The organism is Corynebacterium tuberculostearicum, from assembly GCF_046097465.1.
Classification (GTDB): Bacteria; Actinomycetota; Actinomycetes; order Mycobacteriales; family Mycobacteriaceae; genus Corynebacterium; species Corynebacterium tuberculostearicum_I.
This window is the reverse complement of the sequence record NZ_CP175799.1, coordinates 1,141,110-1,166,704: the sequence shown is the minus strand read 5'-3', so window position 1 is coordinate 1,166,704 and position 25,595 is coordinate 1,141,110. Positions and strand designations below refer to the sequence as shown.

The 25,595-nt window shown below is 61.6% G+C and carries 21 protein-coding genes and 1 tRNA gene; 9 read left to right on the top strand and 13 right to left on the bottom strand.

Going from position 1 to position 25,595, the window contains the following annotated elements; all coding sequences use genetic code 11:
- The first annotated feature begins 39 nt into the window (after positions 1–39).
- Both ACKFRX_RS05565 and ACKFRX_RS05560 read left to right on the top strand, forming a co-directional pair.
- Entirely contained in the window at positions 40–1,623 is a 1,584-nt protein-coding gene (locus ACKFRX_RS05565; protein ID WP_316981035.1) for an alpha/beta hydrolase, read from the top strand.
- Positions 1,624–1,676: 53 nt separating this feature from the next.
- Positions 1,677–1,750, top strand: a tRNA-Arg gene (locus tag ACKFRX_RS05560).
- Between the two features lie 64 nt (positions 1,751–1,814).
- Here the strand turns inward: ACKFRX_RS05560 and ACKFRX_RS05555 are convergent.
- Positions 1,815–2,612: a MerR family transcriptional regulator gene (locus ACKFRX_RS05555; protein ID WP_250409350.1), complete on the bottom strand. Its 798-nt coding sequence runs from the start codon at positions 2,610–2,612 to the stop codon at positions 1,815–1,817.
- Positions 2,613–2,711: 99 nt separating this feature from the next.
- On the opposite strand from ACKFRX_RS05555, the gene ACKFRX_RS05550 reads away from it, so the two are divergent.
- From ACKFRX_RS05550 to ACKFRX_RS05540, 3 genes are read left to right on the top strand one after another with little or no spacing between them, the layout of a single operon-like run.
- A complete protein-coding gene (locus ACKFRX_RS05550; RefSeq protein WP_302259674.1) occupies positions 2,712–3,218 on the top strand; it encodes a hypothetical protein in 507 nt (168 codons plus the stop codon).
- A gap of 3 nt (positions 3,219–3,221) precedes the next feature.
- Positions 3,222–4,121 carry an ABC transporter ATP-binding protein gene (locus ACKFRX_RS05545; protein ID WP_284820407.1) on the top strand — a complete coding sequence of 300 codons (900 nt, stop codon included), beginning with the start codon at positions 3,222–3,224 and terminating at the stop codon, positions 4,119–4,121.
- 3 nt (positions 4,122–4,124) lie between these two features.
- Positions 4,125–5,291 carry an ABC transporter permease gene (locus ACKFRX_RS05540; RefSeq protein WP_408928240.1) on the top strand — a complete coding sequence of 389 codons (1,167 nt, stop codon included), beginning with the start codon at positions 4,125–4,127 and terminating at the stop codon, positions 5,289–5,291.
- A 56-nt stretch (positions 5,292–5,347) separates the two neighbouring features.
- On the opposite strand, the gene ACKFRX_RS05535 is transcribed toward ACKFRX_RS05540, so the two are convergent.
- From ACKFRX_RS05535 to ACKFRX_RS05505, 7 genes are all read right to left on the bottom strand, one after another.
- Positions 5,348–5,551: a hypothetical protein gene (locus tag ACKFRX_RS05535; RefSeq protein WP_005323426.1), complete on the bottom strand. Its 204-nt coding sequence runs from the start codon at positions 5,549–5,551 to the stop codon at positions 5,348–5,350.
- A gap of 108 nt (positions 5,552–5,659) precedes the next feature.
- A complete protein-coding gene (locus ACKFRX_RS05530) occupies positions 5,660–5,959 on the bottom strand; it encodes a molecular chaperone GrpE (protein ID WP_316981031.1) in 300 nt (99 codons plus the stop codon).
- Positions 5,956–6,471 (bottom strand): MarR family winged helix-turn-helix transcriptional regulator, encoded by a 516-nt coding sequence (locus tag ACKFRX_RS05525; protein ID WP_408928239.1) that lies wholly within the window; start codon positions 6,469–6,471, stop codon positions 5,956–5,958. Before ACKFRX_RS05525 ends, ACKFRX_RS05530 begins: the two co-directional genes overlap by 4 nt.
- Positions 6,472–6,475: 4 nt before the next feature.
- A complete protein-coding gene (locus ACKFRX_RS05520) occupies positions 6,476–9,061 on the bottom strand; it encodes an AAA family ATPase (protein WP_408928238.1) in 2,586 nt (861 codons plus the stop codon).
- Complete coding sequence (locus ACKFRX_RS05515; protein WP_408918974.1) at positions 9,061–10,179, bottom strand: exonuclease SbcCD subunit D; 1,119 nt, start codon at positions 10,177–10,179, stop codon at positions 9,061–9,063. Before ACKFRX_RS05515 ends, ACKFRX_RS05520 begins: the two co-directional genes overlap by 1 nt.
- Positions 10,179–11,000 (bottom strand): SWIM zinc finger family protein, encoded by an 822-nt coding sequence (locus ACKFRX_RS05510; RefSeq protein WP_408918975.1) that lies wholly within the window; start codon positions 10,998–11,000, stop codon positions 10,179–10,181. Before ACKFRX_RS05510 ends, ACKFRX_RS05515 begins: the two co-directional genes overlap by 1 nt.
- 3 nt (positions 11,001–11,003) lie before the next feature.
- Positions 11,004–14,039 carry a DEAD/DEAH box helicase gene (locus ACKFRX_RS05505; RefSeq protein ID WP_408928237.1) on the bottom strand — a complete coding sequence of 1,012 codons (3,036 nt, stop codon included), beginning with the start codon at positions 14,037–14,039 and terminating at the stop codon, positions 11,004–11,006.
- A 167-nt stretch (positions 14,040–14,206) separates the two neighbouring features.
- On the opposite strand from ACKFRX_RS05505, the gene putP reads away from it, so the two are divergent.
- From putP to ACKFRX_RS05490, 3 genes are read left to right on the top strand one after another with little or no spacing between them, the layout of a single operon-like run.
- Entirely contained in the window at positions 14,207–15,772 is a 1,566-nt protein-coding gene (gene putP / locus ACKFRX_RS05500) for a sodium/proline symporter PutP (protein ID WP_408918977.1), read from the top strand.
- 37 nt (positions 15,773–15,809) lie between these two features.
- Positions 15,810–16,388: an HNH endonuclease family protein gene (locus tag ACKFRX_RS05495; protein WP_408918978.1), complete on the top strand. Its 579-nt coding sequence runs from the start codon at positions 15,810–15,812 to the stop codon at positions 16,386–16,388.
- 44 nt (positions 16,389–16,432) lie between these two features.
- Positions 16,433–16,882, top strand: coding sequence for a DUF2269 domain-containing protein (locus ACKFRX_RS05490; RefSeq protein WP_179386348.1), 450 nt, complete (start codon positions 16,433–16,435; stop codon positions 16,880–16,882).
- 20 nt (positions 16,883–16,902) lie between these two features.
- Here ACKFRX_RS05490 and ACKFRX_RS05485 read toward each other — a convergent pair whose 3' ends face one another.
- The 4 genes from ACKFRX_RS05485 to hutU all read right to left on the bottom strand — a co-directional run bounded on the left by ACKFRX_RS05485 (position 16,903) and on the right by hutU (position 23,027).
- On the bottom strand, positions 16,903–18,129 hold the full coding sequence (locus tag ACKFRX_RS05485) for an HNH endonuclease signature motif containing protein (RefSeq protein ID WP_408918979.1): 1,227 nt from the start codon (positions 18,127–18,129) through the stop codon (positions 16,903–16,905).
- Positions 18,130–18,277: 148 nt separating this feature from the next.
- The gene (locus ACKFRX_RS05480; protein WP_250409338.1) at positions 18,278–20,137 is read right to left on the bottom strand and encodes a DEAD/DEAH box helicase; all 1,860 of its coding nucleotides are present in this window, start codon (positions 20,135–20,137) and stop codon (positions 18,278–18,280) included.
- Between the two features lie 43 nt (positions 20,138–20,180).
- Positions 20,181–21,350, bottom strand: coding sequence for an imidazolonepropionase (gene hutI / locus ACKFRX_RS05475; protein ID WP_316981023.1), 1,170 nt, complete (start codon positions 21,348–21,350; stop codon positions 20,181–20,183).
- A complete protein-coding gene (hutU, locus tag ACKFRX_RS05470; RefSeq protein ID WP_408918980.1) occupies positions 21,351–23,027 on the bottom strand; it encodes a urocanate hydratase in 1,677 nt (558 codons plus the stop codon).
- A 189-nt stretch (positions 23,028–23,216) separates the two neighbouring features.
- Here hutU and ACKFRX_RS05465 point away from each other — a divergent pair, with 189 nt between their 5' ends.
- On the top strand, positions 23,217–24,008 hold the full coding sequence (locus ACKFRX_RS05465) for an SGNH/GDSL hydrolase family protein (protein WP_408918981.1): 792 nt from the start codon (positions 23,217–23,219) through the stop codon (positions 24,006–24,008).
- Here ACKFRX_RS05465 and hutH read toward each other — a convergent pair.
- Positions 23,986–25,539 (bottom strand): histidine ammonia-lyase, encoded by a 1,554-nt coding sequence (gene hutH / locus ACKFRX_RS05460; RefSeq protein ID WP_250410295.1) that lies wholly within the window; start codon positions 25,537–25,539, stop codon positions 23,986–23,988. The two genes, ACKFRX_RS05465 and hutH, sit on opposite strands and share 23 nt — an antisense overlap.
- Positions 25,540–25,595 lie beyond the last annotated feature (56 nt).

Genomic DNA, 25,595 nt, shown 5'->3' with positions numbered 1-25,595 from the left:
CTAGGTCTACCAATCATTTTTATTCTGGAGACCTAACCTATGCTTTCTTTTTCTTCTAAGCTTGCGGCCACGCTTGGTGCTGCCGCACTGACCATGGGCATCACTGCACCGATTGCCACGGCCGCGCCTGCACCTGCACCGCTGGAAACCAAGCCCGCTATTTCCTGGGAAGACTGCCCCGAGCAGGTAGATATCGACTCGGCTGAATGCGGACGCATCGAAGTCCCTACCTACTATGACAATCCGAAGGCCGGCACCATCAGCGTCGGCTTCGTGCGGGTGCCCGCAGCCAACCCAAGCGCCCGCCGTGGCGCATTGTTTACCAACCCTGGTGGCCCAAATGCCGATGCTTATGGATGGGCCGGCAATAGCGCTTTTCCGTGGCCACAGGCCGTGCGGGACGAGTGGGACACTATCGGTGTGCAGCCACGCGGTCTTCCAGGCTCCACCCCAGTCAAGTGCGATGCTTCGGCCACCAGTGATCCCCTCCAGGAAAGCTTCCAGGTGGGAAAGCTCACGCGCGATGCCTGCGAAAAGCACACCCCTGGCTATACCAATTCGCTGACCACCGCGAATACCCTGCAGGATTGGGAAATGGTGCGCCGCGCCTTGGGTGAGGAAAAAATTGACATCGCCGGCACCTCTTATGGCACGTACCTCGGCTCTGCCTACGCCACCAAGTATCCGGAGCACACCGGCAAAGTCTTATTGGATTCCGGTATGAGCCCCAAGCTGGCGTGGAATGGGATCTTTGCTTCGCAACAGCGCGGCTATGAAAAGGGACTGCACGAGCTCTTCGGCTTCATTGCCAAAAATGATGCGAAGTACCACCTCGGTACCACCCCGCTGCAGGTCTACGAAAAGTGGTCTCAAAAGGTAGCTCGCGAGGCAGGTGTACGCCCTACTGTCCTGCCACCGAACGCCAAGATTGGTGACCTGCCTCCAGGCCTCGAATTTGCCGGTCAGCCCGGCGCGGACATTATGACCGCCACCGGCCCACTGCGCGTGCAGGCGGAGTTCCTCAGCCAGAAGATTCAAAACCCCAACGCCGTGCAGGTAGCCTCCCCGCTATTGAACATGACGCGAATCCTCGTTCCGGTCCCTGCGCAGTGGGATGCCTTTGCCAAGCACTTGAATGGCAGCGAGCCCATGGACACCGAGCAGCCTGACCCAGAGACACTGCGCAAAGAGCAAGAGTCCCTAGCCCAGGCAATCAATATGCAAAACCTCATTGTCTGCAATGAAAACACCGTGCCCGGAAATCCGCTGCTCTACCCGAGCTACCTGTGGGCCAAATTCGTCAGCGCTGATCCCTTCACCTCCTTCAATTCCCTCTACGGCTCCGGCGCGGGCTGCGGTGGCCGCGCACCGGTCACGGGCCAGGCGCCTCTCGACGGTTCCAAGCTCGCCACCAAGCCCCTCCAAGTTCAGGCGACGGGCGATCCACAAACGCCGTACCAGTACCACACGAGCCTCTCCAAGCCGATGCAGTCCCGCGTGGTCACAGTCCATGGTCCCGGTCATGGGCACTTTGCCTCTGGGAATAAGGTTGTCGACGACATCGGCGTGCACTACTTGCGCACCGGTGAAGTCACTACCACCGACGCCCCAGGGTTGATTTAGTCCCCCACTACCCCATGCGCTAAAATCACATCGTTGGGAATTTTCCCAGCGATGTCTCCGTAGCTCAGCGGATTAGAGCATCGGTTTCCGGTACCGAAGGTCGCAGGTTCGATCCCTGTCGGGGACACAGACGCCGCTGACCACCAGGACTTTCTGGTGGTCAGCGGCTTATTTATCTTCCGGCCCGCTAATTATTTCCACTCCGGGTTTGCGGTATCCACTCCTTGCGCCTTAGCCGCATGCTCAATCGCGTCTGCCAGCCACTGCGCCAACCCCTCCTGCTGCGCCTCATAATGGGCACGGAAGCGTTCATCAGCCACATAGCCGCGCGAGATTAAGAAGTGCTTTGCCGGCGTGACGGGAAAGAAGGCACTGAGTGCTGCGCGGTGCTTGTCGACGAGCCCCTGGGCCTCCTCCGACCCCGCAGCCACACCGCCCGCTACGGCTTGGGCCAGCTCCTTTTCCACCTCAGCGACGCCGGTTTGAGCATCACTCCAGTCATCCTTCGACCAACCGGCCGTGCGCTGCTGATAGATAGACCAGTCCTCGCTCGATCCATAGGCTTCTTCGGCTTCTTGTTGATGCGCGGCGAAGTTGGCATCGCCGACAATCTGTCCTATTTCTTCGGTGGTGAGCTTTCGGTTATTCATTGCATCCTCCATCAAGGTGTCAATTGCTGCCAGCATGTCTGTAAGACTGTCTCGCTGCGCGAGCAGGCTTTCTCTTTGCCTCCGCAAATGCTCCAGATCGGAAGCATCGCCATCTAGCAGCTGTTTAATATCGGTCAATTTCATCCCGGTAGCGCGGTAGATCAGAATCTTCTGCACGCGGGCGCAGTCTTCCTCGGTATACAGCCGGTAATTGGACCAGCTGCGCCACGTGGGAGATAGCAAGCCTTGTGCCTCCCAGTGGTGCAAGGTGCGCACCGTAATGCGGAAGAGCGCTGCTACCTCGCCAACGGTATAGAGAACTTCATCGATGTCGTCCATGGCTTCATTGTCGCGCCTTACGCTGCGTCAGGGTCAACCTCAAAGAAAAATCTGCAGAAACTGTTGCCGGAGTGTTGGGTTTATGCAACACTTGAATGTATGACAGCAAACGACGCCCCTGTTTCAACAACGATCCGCGCCGAACGGTTCCGCAGGCCCGGCCCCACCCGGGGATTAATCGCGTCAATGTATGGCTGCGTAGCTGTATCCGCGATTTTCCTCATCGTCGCCCTGGCGATTTCTTCTTACTGGGCACTGTTAGGAATGTCTATCGCAATGGTGCTTTCTTGCATTCCCTGGACCATTCTGCGGGTGTCCATTGATTCCAAAGACCGCAAGCCGCTGTCCTCTCTTGATGAGTATGAGGCCCAGGTTCTCGACCAGTGGCGCCGGAAGGCTTTGCAGCTGTCTAACGCGTTTCTTTTTGCCGGCGGTCTTGTCACCCTTCTCGTAGGCAATTGGTTCCTAGGCGGAGGAATTACCGGCACTATTGGCACCAAATATTTGCTTGGAGCTGGCTACTTCTTGCTCTTTAGTTACTTCATCTCTGCCACGTTGCCCGCTGTCGGCTATGCACTAACCTTCAACCAGAACTCGGAGGACTAACACATGCCCACCTTGACCATTGACCACCTCAATAAGTCCTTCGGGGAGACTCAAGCCCTGCGGGATATGACCTTTAGCGTTGGTGACGGCGAAATCTTCGGTTTCGTCGGATCCAACGGCGCCGGAAAATCCACCACCATGCGCATTGCACTTGGTGTGCTGGCCAAAGACTCTGGCGAGGTCTACTTCGATGACGCCCCAATCAATGACGATAACCGCCGCCGCATTGGTTATATGCCAGAAGAGCGCGGGCTCTACGGCAAAGAGCCTCTGCTTAGCCAGCTGGTCTTCCTCGGTACACTGCACGGCATGGATAAGCCCGCCGCCAAGCGCGCCGGCACTGAGCTCCTAGAACAGCTGGGGCTGGGCGAGCGCATGGACGATAAGCTCGATGACCTCTCCTTGGGCAATCAGCAACGAGTACAGCTCGCGGCCTCCCTCATCCACGACCCCGACATGCTGATTCTGGACGAGCCTTTCTCCGGGCTGGACCCGGTTGCGGTCAACGTCATGTCAGACATGCTGCGCGAGCGCGCCAGCCGCGGTGTGCCCGTTATTTTCTCCTCACACCAGTTGGACCTGGTGCAGCGCTTGTGTGACCGCGTGGGCATTGTGACGAAGGGGCATATGGTGGCTGAAGGGGGCGTCGATAAGCTGCGCAGCCAAGGCCCTCCCCGCTTTGAGGTCGCTACCCCAGCGCGCGGCTGGTATCCGGAAGGCACGGAGCTGGTGGCAGAAACTGCCGACGCCGTCGTGCTCGAGGCCGATGAAACCATCGATGACCAGGCAATCCTGCAGGCAGCCCTAGCCGCAGGCCCGGTGCATTCCTTCGGCCGCAAGATCCCAGACCTGACCGAGCTTTTCCAGGACGTCGTCACCAGCAACCAGAACGAGGAGGCCTAGGCCATGCAGTATTCCGCAATGAAGACCATCGGGGTTGTAGCCAAGCGTGAGATGGCGGTCGCGCTGAAGTCGAAGATGGTGGTGGGCACCATGCTGCTACTCATCCTCGGTGCCATTATCGGCCCTATCGCTATCAATTTCTTCAGCGGCGATGACGAACCAGATTCCGTAGCCGTCGTGGGGATGGAAGCGTCTGCTTTTGATGATTCCGGCATCGATGCCACCGCGGCGAAAGACCGCGCGGAAGCCCAGCAGATGGTAGAGAATGAAGACGCCGATGCCGCCTTAGTGCCGGCCGAGAACGACGGCTGGGAACTCGTGAGCAAGGGGGATGCCCCAGCGTCCGTGACCACCACCGTCAACCAAATCGTTGCTTCTCAAGCACAAGCAACTGCGCTGGATACGCTCAATATTGACCCACAAGAGTTAGAAAAGGCTACCCCCTCGACCACGGTCAATCAGGTGAACTTAGAAGAAGAGGACGGCACGGAACAAAAGATGGCCGGCGTAGCCACGGTCCTCATTGGCGCAATGGTGGTCGTCTTTTCCGTGATGACCTTCGCCGGCCTCATTGGCGGCCGTGTCACGGAGGAAAAGTCGTCCCGAGTGGTGGAAATTATCTTGTCTTCCGTGCGTCCGGTGGACTTTTTGGCCGGCAAGATTCTGGGCAATACCATCGTTGGATTCCTAGCCACGCTGCTCATTTTGGGCGGCGGTGCTATCTCTCTTGCTACGACTGGATTGGCTAGTGACATCGAGCTGGACTACGGCTTGGTAGCCGTCCTCCTTGTTGGCGAGATTCTCGGCCTGCTCTTCTTTGGCAGCCTCTACGCTGCAGCCGGCTCGATGGTGCAGCGCACCGAGGATCTCCAATCCACGCAGGCACCTATCCTGTTCCTCGTCTTTGCCACCATGTATGTACCGATGTTCGGCTGGATGCACCTAGATGCCACATGGATGCAGGTCATGACCTGGCTGCCGCCGGTATCCATGCTGGTCGCCCCTATGCAGGTGGCCGGGGGCAACCTCAGCTGGCTGGGACTTGCCGCAAGCTACCTGCTCATGGCCTTGGTCACGGCACTTATTATCGTCATTGTTGGCCGCATCTACCGCCGCGCCATTTTGAATAATGGCAGGAAGATGACCTGGCGTCAGGCGCTGGGCAAGTAAAAAATAATCCGGCTTCCCGCCGTGGTGCGGGAGCCGGATTCTTCTATGTGCCGAAGCTACTGAGTAATGAACTCGTTGGTGATCGGCTGAGTGATGTCCAAGGTGCCGTGCTCGATGTAGTACATACCGAAGAACATGGCAGCAACCATTACCAGTGCCAGCAGCATGTTCGGGATCCACTGGACGAAGACGGAAACCCAGCCCTTGCTCTTATCCCTGGCTGCTGCTTCGCGCTGTTCCTGAGCCTCACGCTCGTTCATAATGATAAAACCTTTCGATCCACCGAGGATTAACTACGGATATCTTAACAGTTAAGCGCCCAGAAGGCCGCATTCCTCGCACTTTTGATTGACACCGAAAATCGGCGATTAAATTCCTGGGTCCTCATCATTGAGCAGCGCCTCTACGAAGGACTCGCGGTCACCGAGCATCCGCTCAATGTCCTCTTCCGCGCCGACGATCCACAGCTCGGTGTCTTGGTCATAGGTGAGAGCGGAATCTGGATAGGCCTCTAGTGCCTCCTCCATGGCGGCAACCTGGTCCTCGCTGGCGACGTCGTCCAAGTGCACCTCTGGATCGCCGATTCGCGGGCTAAGCTCCTCCAACGCGGTGATCCCGTAGGTCTTATATTGCTTCTTCGGGTGCTCAAAGAGCTCTTGTCCCATCATGGAGCTTGATCCTTTCCGTATAGTAGCGAATCTGGCACGTACCCTTCATAGCCCGGGATGTTTTTGACCTGTAGTACTCCGGCAAAAAAGCGCCGAAGGGCGGGCACGTCCTCGGGTTGCAGGTGGTCAAAGACCATGCGGCGCACGGATTCCACGTGTTCAGGAGCGGCACGCCGCAAGTGTTCTAGGCCAACATGAGTCACGCACACGTTGATGCCGCGAGCATCGTCCTCGTCCGGTTCTTTGGTGAGCAGGCCGCGCTTTTCCATCCTGGTTACTTGGTGGGAGGCGCGGGAGCGGTCCCACTCCAGCTGAGTGCACAGCTCGTGCAAGCGCAGGCGTTGTTCCGGTGCCTCGGACAGGGCAACGAGGACGGCGAACTCGGAGGCAGATACCTCGCCGCCGGCCTTGAGCGTTTCCTCCATTCCCCTATCGATCTTGCGCACGGCGCCAAGGAGCAGGCGCCATAGCTCCTGCTCTTCGTCGTCTAACCAGCGAGTTTGATAAGGCATGGCACTAGATTACCCCTTTGAGCGCGGCTATGTCGCGCTCACTGCGTCCCGGCACGCGGGAGTAGCGCTCCGGCATGCAGGTAAAGACCAATACCTGGTTGTCTCGGCCCACGTGGGAAAAGAGCGTGGCCATAAGTTGCAGGCGGTGTGCATCGGTAGAGCCCAACGCGTCATCCACAATAACGGGAACCGACTCCGGCCCCACCAATTGCGCGATGGCAAAGCGGGTGAGGATGGCCAGCTGCTCGCGGGCGCCACCGGACAAGCTCGCTAGGCTCACCGTCTCATTGTCCTGGGTGCGGGTGGTCACGCGGAGGTCGTCATCGAGATCGAAGGTGATGTCGCCGCCGTACACGGTGCGGGCTAGCTGTGAGAGAGCAGCCACGAAGGGTGCGGCGTAGCGCTGGCGGGCGGCGTCGCGGTGCTTGAGCAAAAGTTCGCGCAGGTAGCGTGCGGCTTGCGCACGCTTGTCCACACTCTCATATACCGCCCGAGCCATCTCCACCGCCGCGGTGGCCTGTTGGGCGCGCTCGGCGGCACCGGAGTGGAAATTCACCTCGCTAAATAGCCGGCCGAGGTCTACCTCGCAGCGTTGGATGCGTTCGGTGAGGTAATCCAGGTGGGACTGCGCGCCTTCCACCAAGGAGTTGGCGGTGTTAAGGTCTACGGCTTCCATCTGATCCAGCTGCCCGCGCAGGTCCGCCACTACGGATTCCAGGCGAACGACCTCGGCACGCAGGTCCTCGTCGGCCGCGCGTTCGCGCGCGGAGGAAAGGTCTCGAGTCACGCGCTGCGCGTTTTCGCGGGCCGCGGCAAGTTCGGCATCGAGGCGCACAGCCTCATGGGCCAGCCTGCTTTCGCGGTACGGCACGAGTTCGCGGTCGAGCGCATCGACCTTTTCGCTAGCTTCTTCCTCCGCGGCTTCGGCGGCGGCGACATCTACCTCTTCCACGTCCGCAAGGTCCGCGATCTTCTCAGCCAGCGCAGTATGCTGGGCGCGCAGCTCGCCTAAATCATCCGGACCCAGTTCCGCAGCTAGGGCGCGGGTGGCGGCGGCGAGGGCGTCGTTCTGCGCACGGTGCGTCTCATGAGCTTCTTCGGCCGCAGCTACAGATTCTACGCCGAGGGTATCGAGCAGATCCCGCAGCCGCATGCGCGCCTGTTCCACATCGCGCTGGGTATCTTGCGCGGAATAGGAACCGGCCGAGAAGCGGGCGGTGATATCGCCGATGGTGATTACGCGGGAATCGACAAGCTCGACGGCGGTGTCCTCCCCCACCTCGATGTCCTCGCCATCGACGCGGATGGTGGAGCCAGCAGGTCCGGAAAAATGGACCTTGGCGGCGGCAGCCTCGTGCAGGCGCTCGGCCACCGACAGAGCCGAATCTGCCTTGTGCAGGCCGGTGATATCGGCCGCGGTGACCTCGCGGCCGCGCTGAGCGATGGCTGCACGGGCCTGGTCTACCTCGGCGGCTAGACCGTCAAGTGATTCCAGTCGGGCGCTGAGCTGCTCAAACTTCTGCTTGTCCTGCAGTCGGCGTGCCTGTTTAAGAGTAGTGCGGGCCGCGGCGTAGTCCTCTTTGGCCTCCGCTAGTTGCTTCTCCAGCGATTCTTTGGCCGCGGTTTCTTCTTTTGCCTTGTCTTGTGCGGCGGTGAGTTTGTGCTGGGCGGCCTCCGTGGCCGAGGCAGCTTCCTCGGCCGCGGTGACGAGCCCGGCGCGCTCGGTGACAGCGGCTTGCGCACGGGCAAGGTCTTCTGAAGCACGGGCGAGGGCGGCCTTATGGGAATCCAGGGTGGCCTGCGCGGTAGCGGCTTCCTCGGCCCGCGCCTGCTTGTCGGTGAGGTCGGCGCGGGCAGCGGGGAGCTCTGCTTCAGCGGCGGCTTGGTCGCGCTCGAGTTGCTCGTAGCGTTCAACCACGGAGTCGAGCTCACGCAGCACGCGAGTGGCCTCAGTGTATTCTTCTTCGGCGCGCGCTAGGGCTGCGGCGGATTCCTTGTACTCGCCTGCCGGATTCCCCTTCGCCGCGGTGAAGTAGCGCTGATACTCCTTGTCCACGCGGGCAAGCAGCGCGGAATCGTCGCCGGAAACCTCGTCCTCGGCCAGGCCGGATTCGCGCTCGAGCGCGCGGGTCAGGCTGGGAATGCCTACGGCAGAGATGGCCTCGCCGGTGTCGTCTTGGCGCATAAAGAGGGCGTCGACAAGCGAGCGATCCAAGTGCTCTGAAAGGATACGCTCCAGTTCATCGTCGGCCTGGCTGCCGGTAAATTGCGCTGGCCGTGGTGCGGTGATATTAAGCTCGCACGACTTCTTAGATAGCCAACGCTTGGCAATGCGGAAGCGGTACTCCCCTACGCTCAGCTCGGCCGTAACTTCCGGGGCAACGTCCTTGCCCACCGGCTGCAGGGAGCGAATGCGCTTGGAGCGGCCGCTGTGCTTTTCGGTGAGCACCACGTCGAGCGCCTCCACGATGGTGGACTTGCCGGCCTCGTTCTCGCCATGGATGACCACGACGCCGGTCTCGGGAAGCTCATCGAGGACCAGGTGCTCAATGCCGCGGACGTTGGTGAGTTCCAGGCGGTGTATACGCATTAGGACTGTCCCTCCAGGCGGAATAGCAGGTTGGCGGCGTCGCGGGCGACGGGATCCTCGCGGTTATCTAGCAGTTCATGCAGGGCCTCGGCCGCGTAGCCGGAGATATCGAGGCTGGCTAATTCCTCCTCGCTGGGTTCCAGGTAAAGGTCCATGGTGCGCTCGCGCGGGCGCAGGGAGGCAAATACGGCTTCGTACTCGTCCAGGCCACGCTGCAGACGGGCGTGGGCCTCGACGCCGAGCGTGCCGCGCAGGCTATATTTCACGGCCGTGCGCACCTTATCGGGATACTCGCCTAAGCGCGCGAGGAAGCGCTCCACGTCCTCGGCAGAATCCACGGCGGCATCGAGGGCTTCAAAGGTCCAGCGGCCGATGCAGCGCTTGTCGACGTCCACCTTATCCCCCACGCGCACCACCAACGCATTGCCGGAATCCGATTCGCCGCCGCCGGTGCTCGTTTCCTTATAGTCCGTGGTCTCCGGGCTACCGGAGAACCACACCCGTCCGGTCGTTCCAAGGCTCGCGGTGGAGTGGGTATCACCGAGGGCGAGGTAGTCGATGACCCCGCGGTCCAGGCAGTCCTCGACGAAGGCAAGGTCGATGGTATCGGCGTCATCTTCGCCGGAGCGGGAGTCCACCTGGCCGTGGCCGACGGCGATGCGGATGCCCGCGGCCGGCTCTAACGGCTCGAGTGCTTGGCGGACCAAGTCATGGTTCGCGCGCTTGGAAAGGTACGGCGCGCCAACCAGTTCCACGCCGGGTGCGACCTCGATGGGCTCCGAGTCTGCTATGACGTGGACATTGTCCGCGCTGGCCTTATAAAAGACCGAATCCGCCACCAGCGGGTCGTGGTTGCCGGGCAGGACATAGACCGGCACCGGAAGGCGCTTGAACATCTCCGTGGCGCGGGCGAGGATGTCGCGCGAGAGGGCATTATGCTCGAAGACGTCGCCGGCCACGACTATGAAGTCCGCGCCTGTGTCCTGAGCCAGCTCTCCCAGCCGGACGATGGCGGCCTCGCGGTCATCATTAAAGCGGCCTTGGGCCTCGCCCTTCAAGAACCACCGGGTCATGCCCAGCTGAAAATCGGAGGTATGGATAAACGTGGTAGCAGTCATTAGTGCGAGAGGTGATAGTAGAGGTCTTCAATATCGGATACCGCGCGCAGGAGATCCAGATTGGTGTGTGAAACCGAGCGCATGGCCTTGCGCAACAGGTCCGGATCGGAGTCATCGATGGCTGGGGCTACCTTGGGCTGCGGCAGCTTCGGCAGCTCGCGGCCGTTCCAGAAGATCTCATTCTTTTCTTCCTCGGACAGGTCGCTCGGGGTAAAGCTTTCGCGGCTGACCGTCTTGGCCTGCTCTAAGACCATGCGCTCCAGCCGGGCAAAGTCCAGACCACGCATATTAAAAATGACGGCCGGGTCCGCATCAGCGCGGGTGGCGAGCTTATCGCCTACCGCCACGATGTGCTTGCACACGTACTCGCCATCTGGGCAGTCGCAGGTCAGGCGGAGGTCTTCGGCCTCGGGGGCGAAGAGGGTGTCTAGGGCGGCGTCGGAAAGCAGGCCCTTGCGCGCATTGGCCACGGAATTGGGGGTGCGGGCGAACTCGGTGGCCAGCTGGGCAATATCGTCGTTATTGCGGTACGGCAGCTGGATGAGCACCGCAAAGGGCTCGTTCTGGGAGCCGGCCACGCGCCCGTGGATGGCGCCGTTGCGCACCTCGAGGCCCACGACGTGGCCGCCCTCGGCATACTGGCGGCCCCGGGTAATCCTGCCGCGGTCCGCACCATGCGAGGTAAAGGCCGCAATCCGCGAGGCCGTAGTGGACAGGATGCGCCCGCTGCGGTCTACGTGATTGACCTCGGCCGGGGTGCTTACTCGTTTGCGGGTGCCAAAGTTGGCATAGATGACGTTGTCGTCGCCTTTGACGGCCATGGATTACTCCCTCCCCCGGTAGCTCATGAGTGCGGCCAGCTGATCAGGGTCTAGCTCCGTGAGCCAGCCCTCGCCTTCGCCTACCACGGCGCCGGCCAGCTGCGTCTTACCGTCCAAGATATCCTGGATGGATTCCTCCAGCGTACCTGCGGTGATCATCTTATACACCTGCACATTGCGGCGCTGGCCAATGCGGAAGGCACGGTCCGTCGCCTGGTTTTCCACGGCGGGGTTCCACCAGCGGTCCATGTGCACGACGATAGATGCGGCCGTCAGGTTCAGACCGGTGCCGCCGGCTTTGAGCGAAAGGATCATCGCCGGCGGTCCGTCCTCGGACTGGAAATCTTCCACCATCTGGTCGCGCTTATTCTTGCTTACCCCGCCGTGGAGGAAGGGGATATCGCGGCCCAGCTGGTCACTCAGATAGGGCTGCAGGATATCTCCAAAGGCCTTGTACTGGGTAAAGACGAGGAGTCGCTCGCCGGATTCGGTGGCCTCGTCCACGATGCGCATGAGCTCTTTGACCTTGCCGGAGCGATGCTTGCCCTTCAGCGTCACCGGCGAGTTATCGCCCAGGTAGTGCGCGGGGTGATTACAAATCTGCTTAATGCGGGTCAGGGAAGCCAGGACCAAACCGCGCTTATTAATGCCCGTCGCCTCCTGCAGGTCCTTTTTCACCTGGTTGACCAGTGCCTTATATAGGGCGGCCTGCTCGGTGGTCATGGACACGGTAAGGATTTGCTCGGACTTCTCTGGCAGATCATCGATAATATTCGGGTCCGTCTTCACGCGGCGGAGGATAAACGGCGCGGTGAGCTGGCGCAGGCGCTCGGACATTTCCTCGTCATTATTGCGCTCGATGGCCTTGGCAAAGTGATTGCGGAAGAACGAGGCGGTGCCCAGCACGCCGGGGTTGCAGAAATCCAGGATGGAGCGCATCTCAGAGAGGCGATTTTCCACCGGGGTACCGGTCAGCGCCACGCGGTGTTCCGAGGGCAGCGAGCGCACGGCCTTGGACGAGCGCGTCGCGGAATTCTTAATCGCCTGGGCCTCGTCGAGGACGACGCGCTGCCAGCCGACTTCGCCCATGTCCTTAAAATCGCGGCCCACGGTGCCGTAGGTGGTGATGACGAGGTCACACTCGCTGGCCTCCTTTAAAAAGTCCTCCCCGCGCGGGCGGCTGGGGCCGTGCTGCACCATGACTTTGAAGTCTGGGACGAAGCGCTGGGCCTCGCGGGCCCAGTTGCCCACCACAGACGTTGGTGCCACCACGAGGGTGGGGCCGGTCTGCTCCCCGCGGTCCTTCTCCACCGCGAGGAGGGACAGTAGTTGGAGGGTTTTGCCGAGCCCCATGTCGTCGGCAAGCACTGCTCCAATGCCACTGCGCGACATCCAATACAGCCAGTCGACGCCGCGGCGCTGGTACTCGCGCAGCTCCGCATGGACGGAGGCGGGAATCTCCACGCGCTCTGGGGCAACCTTGTCCACCCCGCCGAGTAGCGCCGTGTGCCAGGTGCTGCCGGTGAACTCGATGGGCTCTTGGGTCATGGACTCTAGCGCCAGCTCGCGCAGCTCGGCCACGGTGACCTGTTCGTGCTCCTCGCCGCCCTCGTTGAATTCTTGGCGGCGGCGCTCCACGTCCGCCATCAGGGCTTGCCAACCCGGCTCGTCGAGCTGCTTGGCCATCTCCGCGGAGGCTGCTAGCTGCTCGATCTCCTTCTTCTTGCGCGCTATAGCCTTATCCCGCAGCGCGTCCATGTAGCCGGAAACTTGGGAGACGACCTGCTTATCGGCCATGACCCACTTGCCGCGCAGCTGGATAAGGCCGGACTTGGAATTGACCAGGTCCTCCATCTCTTCCTCGGTCAGCTCCACATCGCCCACGGACATGCGCCAGTTATAGTCCACCAGCTTATTCATGCCGATGTGCTTCTTCGTGGCGGCCTCGGCCGGATCGCGAGCCTCGTGGGTTTCCAACTTGGCCTTGGTCTCCATCTGCGCCCACGCCTTGGGCAACATGACGGTCACGCCGCTGGCCTTGAGCTTATCCACCTCGTGGGTAATAAAATGCGTAAGCTGGTGGGTCTCCAGGTAGACGTCCCAGTCGCCGTCGCCAGGCTGCGGCAGCTGCGCGCTCTCCCCCAGCGTGGGTGCGATGCGCACGGCTTTGCGGTGAGCCTCGCGCAGCTTTTCCACACTCGCCCTATCCAAACTCTGCGCCGACACCGGCCGCGGAGAATCCGTACCGGAGCGCACCCGCACGCGCACTGGCCACTTGGCCGCATCCGGGTCTTCGTCTAGCGGTTCCTCCACGATGTAGACCAGCTGGAGCTCTACCTCGTAGATGGAGTTCTTCCACTCATTGAGCCCGCGCAGCAGCTGCGAGCGCCCTCGCCGGATCGGCCGCGTATCGAGAAGGGCGCGGGCAAACTCGTGCCATGGCATCGGCCGCGGCGCCTCCGCCACGGGCCGCAGCTCGCGGAAGGCAATCCAGTGGGTGAGCTCATCGGCCATGTCATCTGAGAGTGCCCGGTTATTCACGTGCAAGATGCCCGGCGCGGCCGCCATCATCTCCGCGAGCCAGCCGCGCTCGCCCAAGCCGGAGGCCAGCTGCCACATGGGGAACCACTCATTGGCCTGGTAAGCCAGCCGGAAGGTCACGCGGCCGGCGCGCACGAACTTGCACAGCCCGCTGTAGGCATGGATCAGCCACTGGAGGTCGGGCGCAATGGTGGCCGGCGGCTTGTGGTTCAGGTGCTCCATTTGGGCAAGCGCCGCCACGGCCTCTTCGGGTCCGAACATCGCCATGGGCACCATTAGGGAGACATCCTTGCCCTTGGGCGTGCGCAGCGATACCCGCGCTCGGTTGCGGAAGGATTTCTTCGCCAGGATGGACTCCACCGCTGGCGGGAAGGTGCCCTCAGGAACGGCATTGGGCATGACGATCTTGTGCCCTTCTACCTGTTCAATCCATAGACCTAGTCCCGTAACGGGGAGCCACAGTCCATGCACGAGGTAAGAAGCCATAGCCGCCAGCATAGCAGCCCCTTTTGGTTTTGTTACAGGCTCGTTATGTTCCACCCTTTTCCCAGTTGAACGACAGAAAATCGAAACGGAGATCTGCGCCACACCTGTATTTTCGCTTGGGTTAACCTTGTGACCCCGTTAACGTGAGAATGTCATCACACACCTACAAGGAGTAAAACGTGCAAGATTCAACCTGGTACGTCATTGCGATGATCGTGTATCTCCTCGCAATGGCAGCCATTGGCTATTGGAGCTACAAACAAACCGATCAATATGACGATTATGTTTTGGGCGGCCGTGGCCTGCACCCATTCGTAGCGGCACTGTCCGCAGGCGCTTCCGATATGTCCGGCTGGCTGCTCATGGGCCTGCCTGGCGCGCTCTTCCTCTCCGGCATGTCCGAGCTATGGATGGCCATCGGCCTGCTCGTCGGCTGCTGGGCAAACTGGAAGTGGGTCGCACCGCGCCTGCGCTCTTACTCAGAGATCGCGGCCAACTCCATTACCGTGCCGTCCTTCTTTGAAAACCGTCTGCACGATAAGTCCCGCCTGCTGCGCATCATCTCCGCAGCCATCATTATTTTCTTCTTTACCTTCTACGTCTCCTCGGGCATGGTCTCCGGTGGTCGCTACTTCGAGTCCACCTTCGGTGGTGACTACCTCACCGGCATGCTCGTCATCGCCGCGGTGACCATCTTCTACACCTTCGTCGGCGGCTTCTTAGCGGTGTCCTACACGGACGTCGTCCAGGGCGTGCTTATGTTCGTCGCCCTGATGATCGTGCCAATTATGGCAATCGTCTCTCTCAGCGATCCTGCCTCCATCTTCTCTTTCGCCAGCGATAATGCCTACGGCACCGATGGCATAGTGGAAAATGACAGCTACTTCTCCATGTTCGCCGGTGTTTCCGCTGGCGTCATCATCGGCAACCTGGCCTGGGGCCTGGGCTACTTTGGCCAGCCACACATCGTGGTCCGCTTCATGGCGCTGCGTAAGCCTTCCGACGCCCGCCAGGGCCGCTTTTACGGCGTCACCTGGATGGGCCTGTCCGTCATCGGCGCCATCTTCGTCGCGCTCGTTGGCACCGTTTACTTCACCCAGACCGGCCACAGCATCACCGACCAGGACAACTTCGAAACCATCTTCCTGGATATGGCTCAGGCCATGATGCACCCACTGCCCGCAGGCTTCGTCCTGACCGCAGTTCTGGCCGCCATCATGTCCACCATGTCGTCCCAGATGCTCGTCGTCTCTACTTCCCTCATCGAGGACCTCTTCCTCATCTTTGCTAAGAAGAAGCCCAGCGAGCAGGTCCTCATCAACCTCTCCCGCACCGCCATCGTGGCCATCGCGGTCATCGCCGCTCTGCTGGCTATCAACCCGTCCGATTCCATCCTCGGCCTGGTTGGCTTCGCCTGGGCTGGCTTCGGTTCCGCCTTCGGCCCCATCGTTCTGCTGTCCCTGTACTGGAAGCGCTTCAACTCCACCGGCGCAATTGCTGGCATGGTAACCGGCGCCGTCGTGGCCATTGGCTGGGGCATGTCCCCGCTTTCCGACGTCCTCTATGAGATGGTCCCAGGCTTCTTCCTGGCCCTCCTCGTGGCCGTCGTAGTCACCAAACTCACCAAGGAACCAAAGCCGGAGGTTGTTACCGAGTTCGAAGAGGCCACCAAGCTGGCCAAGCTCGTGGAAAATAACTCCAATCTCGACTTTGAGGAAGCCGCAGAAAAGGTCACCGATAAGTAATCGGAACCAACGCGGGCCCCTCGCAGTCCAATAGGACATGAAGTCCTATTACCTGGCCGCGCTATCATGCATCACCATCCTCATCGGCGCATGGTATGCGTGGCCTTTTCCGCGTTTTGACGTCACCACGCTCCCCTCCCGCCCCGAAGCCGCCGGCTACAACCGTGAAGACTTCGGCATCTGGCAGCCCCACGGCGCCTGCACCACCCGCGAGGTCATTCTAGAAAGCCAATCCAGCGAACCCCTCCACGCCTGCCACGCCCGCAGCGGGACTCTTTATGACCCCTATAGTGGCACCACCATTCCCGCTACCTCTCCCATTGAGATCGACCACATCTTTCCCCTCTCCGCGGCCTATGACCTTGGCGCTTCCGAGTGGGACCGCGAAACCAAGGTCCGCTTTGGCAACGACCCGCTCAATCTCGTAGCTACCAGCCGTGAGCTCAACCAAGAAAAGTCAGACGCCCTCCCCGCGGAATGGCTACCTCCCGCCAACCGCTGCGACTACTCCCGCCGCCTCGCCGACATCGCCCGAAAGTACTCCCTTCCCCTGCCTTCCAAGGACGTGCGGGTGATGCAAAGGCAATGTCGGTTAGCCGTACTCACCGGAAGTTGATTAGGGTTGACGTGGCAACTTTCCGCGATTGAAGGGTTCTTTCAATGACTTCTTTCCTTGTATTCCTCCACGTGGCCGCAGCCATTCTCTTGATCGGCCCAGTATGCGTATCCACCTCCAGCTTCCAGACCCAAATGGCCAAGGCAGCACAGGGTGACCACGCGGCGCTCGGCTCCGCTCGCGTCCTGCACAACATCACCAATACCTACGGCTACATCTCTGCCATCGTGCCTATCCTCGGCCTCGGCGTATTCCTTTCCGATATCAGCGCTTACAAGTCCGAAGTGAATTTCCACATCGCCATCTTGGTTGCCATCGTCGCATGGTGCCTGCTCTTCTTCGTCATTCTGCCAAAGCAAAAGAAGGCAATGGCCGCCCTCGAATCGACTGAATCCTTCGACTACGCGGCAGCCAAGAAGCCGCTGTCCGCATTCGGCGGCGTATTCAACCTCCTGTGGATCATCTGCCTCATCCTGATGTACGTCAACTTCTAAGTGGCCTTCTAAATAGCCATTTACTCCTCTGGGACAGTGTCTTCACTGTCCCTTTTCTCGTTTTCTAGCTCTTCCTTCAGCTTTTGCGCATCTTCGTGCGCATTTTCTCGACGCCGCCGCGTCGCCTGCGCCACAGTCTGCGCCCACCTCCGATTCTTCGGCGCGAGCGGACCGCTGGCTTCGTCATAGACCCAAGTCGAATCTTCAAAGAGCCAGACGACGTCCCCGCTAATTGGATCCTTGATATAAAACGCCCGTCCATCAGTCTTGATGTTGTGGTGATGTTGACACAGGCAGCTCAAGTTCGCCGCCGAAGTAGGTCCCCCGTCAGCGAAGTCATGCCTATGGTCCATCTGGGAAGCCATCGCCGGCCGCGTACATCCGGGCCACCGGCAAGTGCCGTCCAGCCCTTCCACAAAGGCACGGATATGCGGCGGCGTGACGTAGTTTCCGCTTTCATCATCTGCCGCCTTCTCCATGTCGCGCACGGTCGTGGCCCGCGATTGCATTTCATCGGCCACCTCAGGCGAAACCCAACCCAAGCTTTGGACGAAGGCGGGAGCATCCGGCAGATCGCAGCGGTACATATTGAGCACCACCTTCGCCTTGGCTTCGGCCTCACCGGTGAGCAACTCGACCGCAGCCTGAGCCAAGGAGATGTCCTTCTCCGTGGCCACACCGCGAATATTTCGGTCGATGATTTCGGCAGTCTCTAAGCCCACGTCGAGGCACACGGCGGCCCACTCCCCGCCCGTAGGCTCGAGGTGATAGGACTCCTTGCGCCGCGGATCGCGTGCGGCGATGGTGGGATCAAGACGGACAATGAGCTCCCGCAGCTTTCGCCGCAGGTTGCGATGGGACGGCAATTTTTGGTTGGGGCGTTTGGGGGTGAGGTAGGTGGTTAATTCGGCGTCGATAAGCACGCATTGTTCGGTCTCAATCTCGCCCAACTTGGACAGCGTCTGGTCGATGGTAATTAAGCGGTCTAAATCTAAGTGATAGTGCTCTTCCTGCCGGGCTTTAAGGCGCGGCAGCTCCTGCAATCGCTCAAAGGCGAAAATGATATTTCTAATTCGGGACTGCCGTGTTCCGGTGAGATCCGACAGTGATTGGCTAATTATTTCGATATCGTCATCCGGGTCTGGATGTAGGCGCTTCCAGAGGAGGTATTCGGCCTTGCGAATGTCTGTTGCTGCTTGTGAGGTGGAATTTGCTGGATTGGTATTGGCAAAGTAGGGCGCATTCATGGACTTCCCCCGCAGAAGTTTCTCTAGAACATGTTTTCGCTTTCAGTATACAAACCCCTTCCGACACACTACCCCCGTTTATAGTAAAACTGCAGGTCAAAGGGCACGAAAAAATGGGCCTCCGAAGAGGCCCATTGAGTCGAAAATGCTAATCGCGCCAGCGTCCACCGCGCTTGCGTCCGCCGCCGTGATCACGGCGTGGCGGGCGGCCGGTGTCCTTTTGAATCTTGATCAGCTGGCCGGAAATGCGGGTATCCTTCAGGCGGTCCAGCACTGCCGGGTCGAGGTTCTTTGGCAGGTCAACCAGGGTGTGGCCCACCGCGATGGTGATGCGGCCGAAGTCCTTGGCAGACAGGCCACCCTCGTTGGCAATAGCACCGACGATGGCTCCTGGTCGCACATTTTGCCGCTTGCCGACGTCCAGTCGGTACGTCTCAAAGTCTCCGTCCGGCCGCTTGGGGCCACGGCCCTTGCCGCCGCCCTTGAAATCGCGCTTGCGATCGTCGCGGCGGTCGCGGTCACGCTTCGGCTTAGGAAGCGGCTTGTCTTCCATCAGGAAGTTCTTGCCACCCTGCAGCATGACGGCGAGGGCTGCAGCGATGTCATCCATGGCCGCGTTATTGTCCTCGGAGTACTTGCGCACCAAGGTGCGGAAGAAGTCCGCCTGCTTATTGTCCATGGAGTTGGTAATGGACTGCGCGAACTTTTCCTTGCGCTTTTCATTGACCTCATCGACGGACGGCAGGTCCATCTCTTCCAGACGGGCGTTGGTCACGCGCTCGATGGAGCGCAGCATGCGGCGCTCGCGCGGGGTGACGAACAGGATGGCTTCGCCGGAGCGGCCCGCGCGGCCGGTGCGGCCGATGCGGTGCACGTAGGACTCGGTATCGTTCGGGATATCGAAGTTGACCACGTGCGTGATGCGCTCGACGTCGAGGCCACGGGCGGCAACGTCGGTAGCCACGAGGATGTCTAGGCGGCCATCCTTGAGCTGATCGACGGTGCGCTCGCGCTGAGCCTGCGCAATATCGCCGTTGATGGCGGCGGCGCTGAAACCGCGGTCACGCAGGGTCTCGGCCACCTCTTCGGTCTCGTGCTTGGTACGGCAGAAGACGATGATGGCGTCGTAATTGATGACCTCGAGGATGCGGGTGAAGGCATCCATCTTTGCGCGGTGCGGAATGAGGAGGAAGCGCTGCGTGATGTTGTCATTGGTGCGGCGCTCGGACTTCACCGTGACCTCGGCGGGGTTGTCGAGGTACTGCTTAGAAAGGCGCCGGATAGCGTTCGGCATGGTGGCCGAGAAAAGCGCCACCTGCTTGCGGTCCGGGGTGTCCTCCAGGATGCGCTCGACGTCTTCTTGGAAGCCCATGTTCAGCATCTCATCGGCCTCATCGAGGACGAGGAACTGCAGCTGGGACAGGTCCAGCGAGCCCTTCTCCAGGTGGTCGATGACGCGACCCGGGGTGCCCACGATAACCTGCGCACCGCGGCGCAGACCGGAAAGCTGAATGCCATAGGCTTGGCCACCGTAGATAGGCAGCACCTCGACGCCCTTGAGGGACTCGGCGAAGGATTGGAAGGAGTCCGCCACCTGCAGGGCCAGCTCGCGGGTGGGAGCGAGCACAAGGGCCTGCGGATGGCGGGCCTTGGTGTCAATCTGCGACAGAACCGGCAGCGCAAAGGCTGCGGTCTTGCCGGTACCGGTCTGGGCAAGGCCGACAACGTCGCGGCCTTCCATCAAGATCGGGATGGTTTCTTCCTGAATGGGGGACGGCTTGGTGAAGCCTACTTTCGCAACGGCCTCCAGAATTTTCTCTGGCAGGCCAAGATGCGCGAACCCCTGGGAGTTGTCGTTGGCTGAATCCTGGGACTCAGCGCCGGTGTCCTCAGAAGTATTCGCAGCCCTGGTGTCCTTGGTGACACCTTGCGAGTTGTCCTGAGATTCCGACTTATTAAAATCTTCCGGCTCGTTGACGCCGCCGGTGGCGTTATCGGTAATGCTCATTGCTTCACCAACCCTACGCGATTGCCGCCCCAAACTCCATATCCTAAGCGCCCGCGACGAAAGTGCGGTAGCTCAGTGGCATGCCTGGGCGGTAGGCCAAGTGCACGGCGCTGGGTGCGTCGAGCACGTGCAGGTCCGCGGCGGCGCCCTCCACGATGGTGCCCTTCGCGGGGCGGCCCTGCGGGTCGAGGCCGTTGCCAACGTTGTGGCGGCGCAGGGCGGTCGCTCCGCCGGTGGTGGCGGCGTGGATGGCCTCATCGACGGAGAGGTGTTGCTGCAGGACCGCGGTGGTCACGCAGTAGTTCATCGAGGAGGTATAGGACGTGCCGGGGTTGAGGTTGGAGGCGATGGCGAGGGTGGCGCCGGCGTCGAGAAGCGCGCGGCCTGGGGCGAGCGGCTCGCGAGTCGACAGGTCACAGGCCGGCAGCATGGTGGCCACGGTATCGGAATTGGCCAGCAGCTCGACGTCCTCGTCGCTCAAGTGGTTGACGTGGTCTACCGAGGCGGCGCCCAGTTCGACGGCAAGGGCAACGCCTGGGCCCTCGCCCAGCTGGTTGCCGTGCACGCGCAGGCCAAGGCCCCACTTCTTACCGGCCTCCAGCACGCGGCGGGATTGTTCCTCGTTGAAGGCACCGCGCTCACAGAAGACGTCGATCCACTGCACGTAGGGAGCAACGCCCTCGAGCATGGGGCCAACGACCTCGTCAAGGTACTCCTCCGCGTCCGCTCCCGGCGGGACCAGGTGCGCGCCCAAGAAGGTCACGTCATCGACGTGGCGGGAGGCGACCTTGGCGGCCTCCACCTCGGACTCGGTATTTAGGCCGTAGCCCGTCTTGGTCTCGAAGGTGGTGGTGCCACCGCGGCGGCCGGCGGCCACGCGGTCCGCCACCAGCTTGTCCAGGCGGTCGGTGCCGGCCTGGCGGGTAGCGTCCATGGTCACGGCGATGCCGCCTGCCTCATAGGAACCGCCGGAGATGCGGGCCTCGAATTCGGCGGAGCGGTCACCGTCAAAGACCATGTGGGTGTGCGAATCTACCCAGCCGGGCAGGACGGCGCGGCCGCCCAGGTCCACCTTCTCGTCGGCGGCCGGCGCCTCGGAGGCTGGGCCGACCCAGGCGATGGTGCCGGATTGGGCGATAATGGCGGCGTCGTTAAGCGTGCCACGCTCGCTGACCGTACGGAGTTCTGAAATGCCGGTAAAAAGTGTGCTCATCTAGTCCCTTGCCTTGAATTCCATCGGAATGCGGACGCCGCGCTCGTCGGCGACCTCCTTCGCGCGAGTGTAGCCGGAATCGACGTGGCGGATAACGCCCATGCCCGGGTCATTGGTCAGCACCGCGCGCAGCTTGGCCGCGGCGAGCTCGGTGCCGTCTGCAACGGTGACCTGGCCTGCGTGGATGGAGCGGCCCATGCCCACGCCTCCGCCGTGGTGGAGGGAAACCCAGGTAGCGCCGGAAGATACGGCGGTCATCGCGTTGAGCAGCGGCCAGTCAGCCACGGCATCGGTGCCATCGAGCATGGCCTCGGTCTCGCGGTACGGGGAGGCCACGGAACCGGAATCCAGGTGGTCACGGCCGATGACGATCGGCGCCTTGATCTTGCCCTCGCGGACCAGATCATTAAAGAGCAAGCCGGCCTTGTGGCGCTCGTTGTAGCCCAGCCAGCAAATGCGTGCCGGCAGGCCCTCAAACTCGACGTATTCTTCGGCGGCGTCGAGCCAGTTGTGCAGGTGCTCGTTGTCCGGGAAGAGTTCCTTGAGGGCTTGGTCGGTGACCTTGATGTCCTCTGGGTCGCCGGAAAGCGCGGCCCAGCGGAAGGGGCCCAGGCCCTCGCAGAAGAGCGGGCGGATATAGGCCGGAACGAAGCCCGGGAACTCGAAGGCGCGCTGGTAGCCGGCCTTGCGGGCCTCATCGCGGATGGAGTTGCCGTAGTCGAAGACCTCGGCGCCCTCATCCTGGAACTCGACCATGGCCTGGACCTGGGCGGCCATGGACTCGCGAGCCTTCTTGGTAAAGGTGGTCGGGTCTGCCTTGGCCTCGTTGTGCCAGTCTTCCATGGTGATTTCAGAAGGCAGGTAGGACAGCGGGTCATGTGCGGAGGTCTGGTCTGTGACGATGTCTACGGTAAATTCCCCGGCGCGCTGGCGGCGCAGGATCTCCGGGAAGACCTCGGCGGCATTGCCCACGAGGCCGACGGACAGGGGCTTCTTGTTTTCCTTGGCATCCAAGACCAGCTTGAGGGCCTCGTCGAGGTCGGTGACAACCTCATCCAGGTAGCGCTTGTGCTGGCGGCGCTTCAGGCGGGTCTCGTCCACGTCCACGATGAGGCAGGCACCGCCGTTGAGGGTGACGGACAGCGGCTGTGCGCCGCCCATGCCGCCGCAGCCACCGGTCAGGGTGAAGGTGCCGGCCAGGCTGCCGCCAAAACGCTTCTTCGCCACGGCCGCAAAGGTCTCGAAGGTGCCCTGCAGGATGCCCTGGGTGGCGATGTAGATCCAGGAGCCGGCCGTCATCTGGCCGTACATCATCAGGCCCTCGTCCTCGAGCTTGCGGAAGTGCTCCCAGTTAGCCCAGTCTCCCACGAGGTTGGAGTTAGCGATGAGCACGCGAGGTGCCCACTCGTTGGTCTTCCAGATGCCCACTGGCTTGCCGGACTGCACCAGCAGGGTCTCATCGGACTCGAGGTCCTTGAGGGATTCAACGATGGCGTCGAAGGCTTCCCAGCTGCGTGCTGCGCGGCCGGTGCCGCCATAGACCACGAGGTCCTCGGGGCGCTCGGCAACCTCGGGGTCGAGGTTATTCATGAGCATGCGCAGGGGCGCTTCGGTCTGCCAGGACTTGGCGGACAGTTCGGTTCCGCGCGGCGCGCGTACTTCGCGTGGTTCAGACATGGGCTTCCTTTCGTCGTGCTTGTTCGACGCCTTCCCAAGCCCCCTAGGCCGGTGTCCCGGGGCTGTCCCCGAGGACTTGTTCAGCGTCACATGTCACAAGGTACTGTGACCCAGCTCTGTGCACCATGCCACACAAACCCGAACTGTCTCGTATATGAGACACCCGCGGAATGATCTACGATGGCCTGCATGCGTCGGTTCATCCCCCTCTTTTCCGTGGCCCTCCTCGCCGCTTGTTCCACCCCCGCCGAGGAACCGCAGCCGCCCCACTATGTGGCGCTGGGGGATTCCTATGCGGCCATGGGCTCGACCACGCTGCCGCTCGATCCGCCCAATACCTGCGTGCGCGCTCAGGATTCCTACCCCGAGCTTGCAGCCAAGGAAATGGACGCGAAGCTCACCAATGTAGCCTGCCAGGGCGCTAGCACCCTCGACGTACTTTCCTCGGCCGGCGAGCACCCCGCCCAGGTGGACGCCCTACGCGAGGACACCGACCTGGTGAGCCTATCCATCGGCGGCAATGACGCCAGCTTCGTGCGCCTTACCCAGTGCGCCACGGACGATATCTGCCAGGCGGAATCCGGCGCGCAGATTGACCTGGAAATCCGCGATCTACCCCGCCGGCTCGACAAGGTTTACGAGGAGATTCGCCGCCGCTCCCCTAATGCGAAAATCCTCGCCACCGGCTACCTTCCACTGATAAAGCGCGGGGAGACCTGCCCCTACATAGAAAAAATCCCGGCCAGTGACCGGGAATGGTTGGCTCGCTCCATCGAGCGCATCAACCAGGCGGTGCGCGAGGCCGCCGAGCGCAATGGGGCTACCTACGTGCTTGCCGACGCCGCCCCTGACCACACCGCCTGCTCCCCCTCACCGTGGGTGGATTTTACGGGCAAGGACACTAATTCCTTCCCCATGCACCCCACCCACGCCGGACAGGTGGCCATGGCCCAAGCCCTTAGCCGCGCAGCTTTCCAGTAGCGTCCTCGACGGCGTCGATAAGAGCGCCCTCCTTGACTAGGCGTACAGTCTCCTCGATTTCCGGGGACAGGTAGCGGTCCACGCCCGGGCCCTCCACAGTCTCACGCAGCTTCTCAATCACCGCGCCGGTTCCCTTGGCCGGGGTGCCCTCTCGCATGTCGATGGCGCGGGCGGCGGTGAGGATCTCTACGGCGAGCACGCGCTGCAGGCCGTCGACAGCCTTGCGCAGCTTGCGGGCTGCGGACCAGCCCATGGAGACATGGTCTTCCTGCATGGCCGAAGACGGAATGGAATCGGCCGAGGATGGGTTAGCCAGGCGCTTCATCTCACTGACGATGCCAGCCTGGGCGTACTGCGCGATCATGTGGCCGGAGTCGACACCGGGGTCATCTGCAAGGAAAGCATTCAACCCGCGGTTGCGCGCCGGATCCAGGAAGCGGTCGGTGCGGCGCTCGGAAATGGACGCCAAGTCCGCGGTGACGATGGCGAGGAAATCAAGCGCATAGGCCACCGGCGCGCCGTGGAAATTGCCATTGGAGACTACCCGGCCGTCCTTGGTCACCACCGGGTTATCCACGGCGGCGGCCAGTTCGCGCTCGGCCACCTGGGCGGTGTGGGCCAAGGTATCGCGGAACCCGCCGGCAACCTGCGGTGCGCAGCGCACGGAGTACGCATCCTGCACCTGGTTCTTCTTGAACTCCTCGAGCGCGGCCTCCAGGATCTCCGAGCCTTCTGCCACCTGGAGGATATTCGCCGCGGCATCGGCCTGGCCTGGGTGCGGGCGCAGCTGCTGCAGGTCATCCGCGAAGACCACGAGGGTACCCAGCAGGCCTTCCACGGTCATGGCGGTGGCAATATCGGCGGTCTTTGCGGCCGCGCGCAGATCAGTAATGGCCAAGCAGAGCTGCCCCAGCATGCCATCGGTGCCGTTAATAAGCGCGAGTCCCTCCTTCTCACGCAGCTGCAGCGGCTCGATGCCGGCCGCGGCCAGGGCGTCGCCTGCGTCCTTGAGCTCGCCGTTGACGCGCACCTCGCCCTCACCCAGCAGCGCCAGCGCGCAGTGAGCCAGCGGCGCCAAGTCACCGGAGCAGCCCAGCGAGCCATACTCGCGCACCACCGGAACGATGCCAGCGTTCAGCGCCTTGGCATAGGTTTCTACCACCACGGGGCGCACGCCGGTGCGGCCAGTGCACAAGGTGGACAGGCGCAGCAGCATCAGTGCGCGGATGACTTCTTCTTCCACTTCCGGGCCGGTACCCGCAGCGTGCGAACGCACCAGGGAAAGCTGCAGCTGGGCGCGCATCTCCTCTGGGATATGGCGGCGAGCAAGCGCGCCAAAGCCGGTGGAAATGCCGTAGACCGGGGTGGGATCTTGCGCTAGTTCTTCCACGCGCTCGCGGGTAGCGGCTACCTCTTCTAGGGCTTCAGGCGCAATCTCCACCTGCGCGCCATAGCGGGCAACGGCAACAACATCCTCGATGCTCAGCGCGCCGACGTTTACGGTCACGGTGGTTGGGTAGGCGTTAGGCATGGCAAATACTCCTCTAAATAAGGGATCAACAATTGTGATGTGTCGCGCGACAGCCT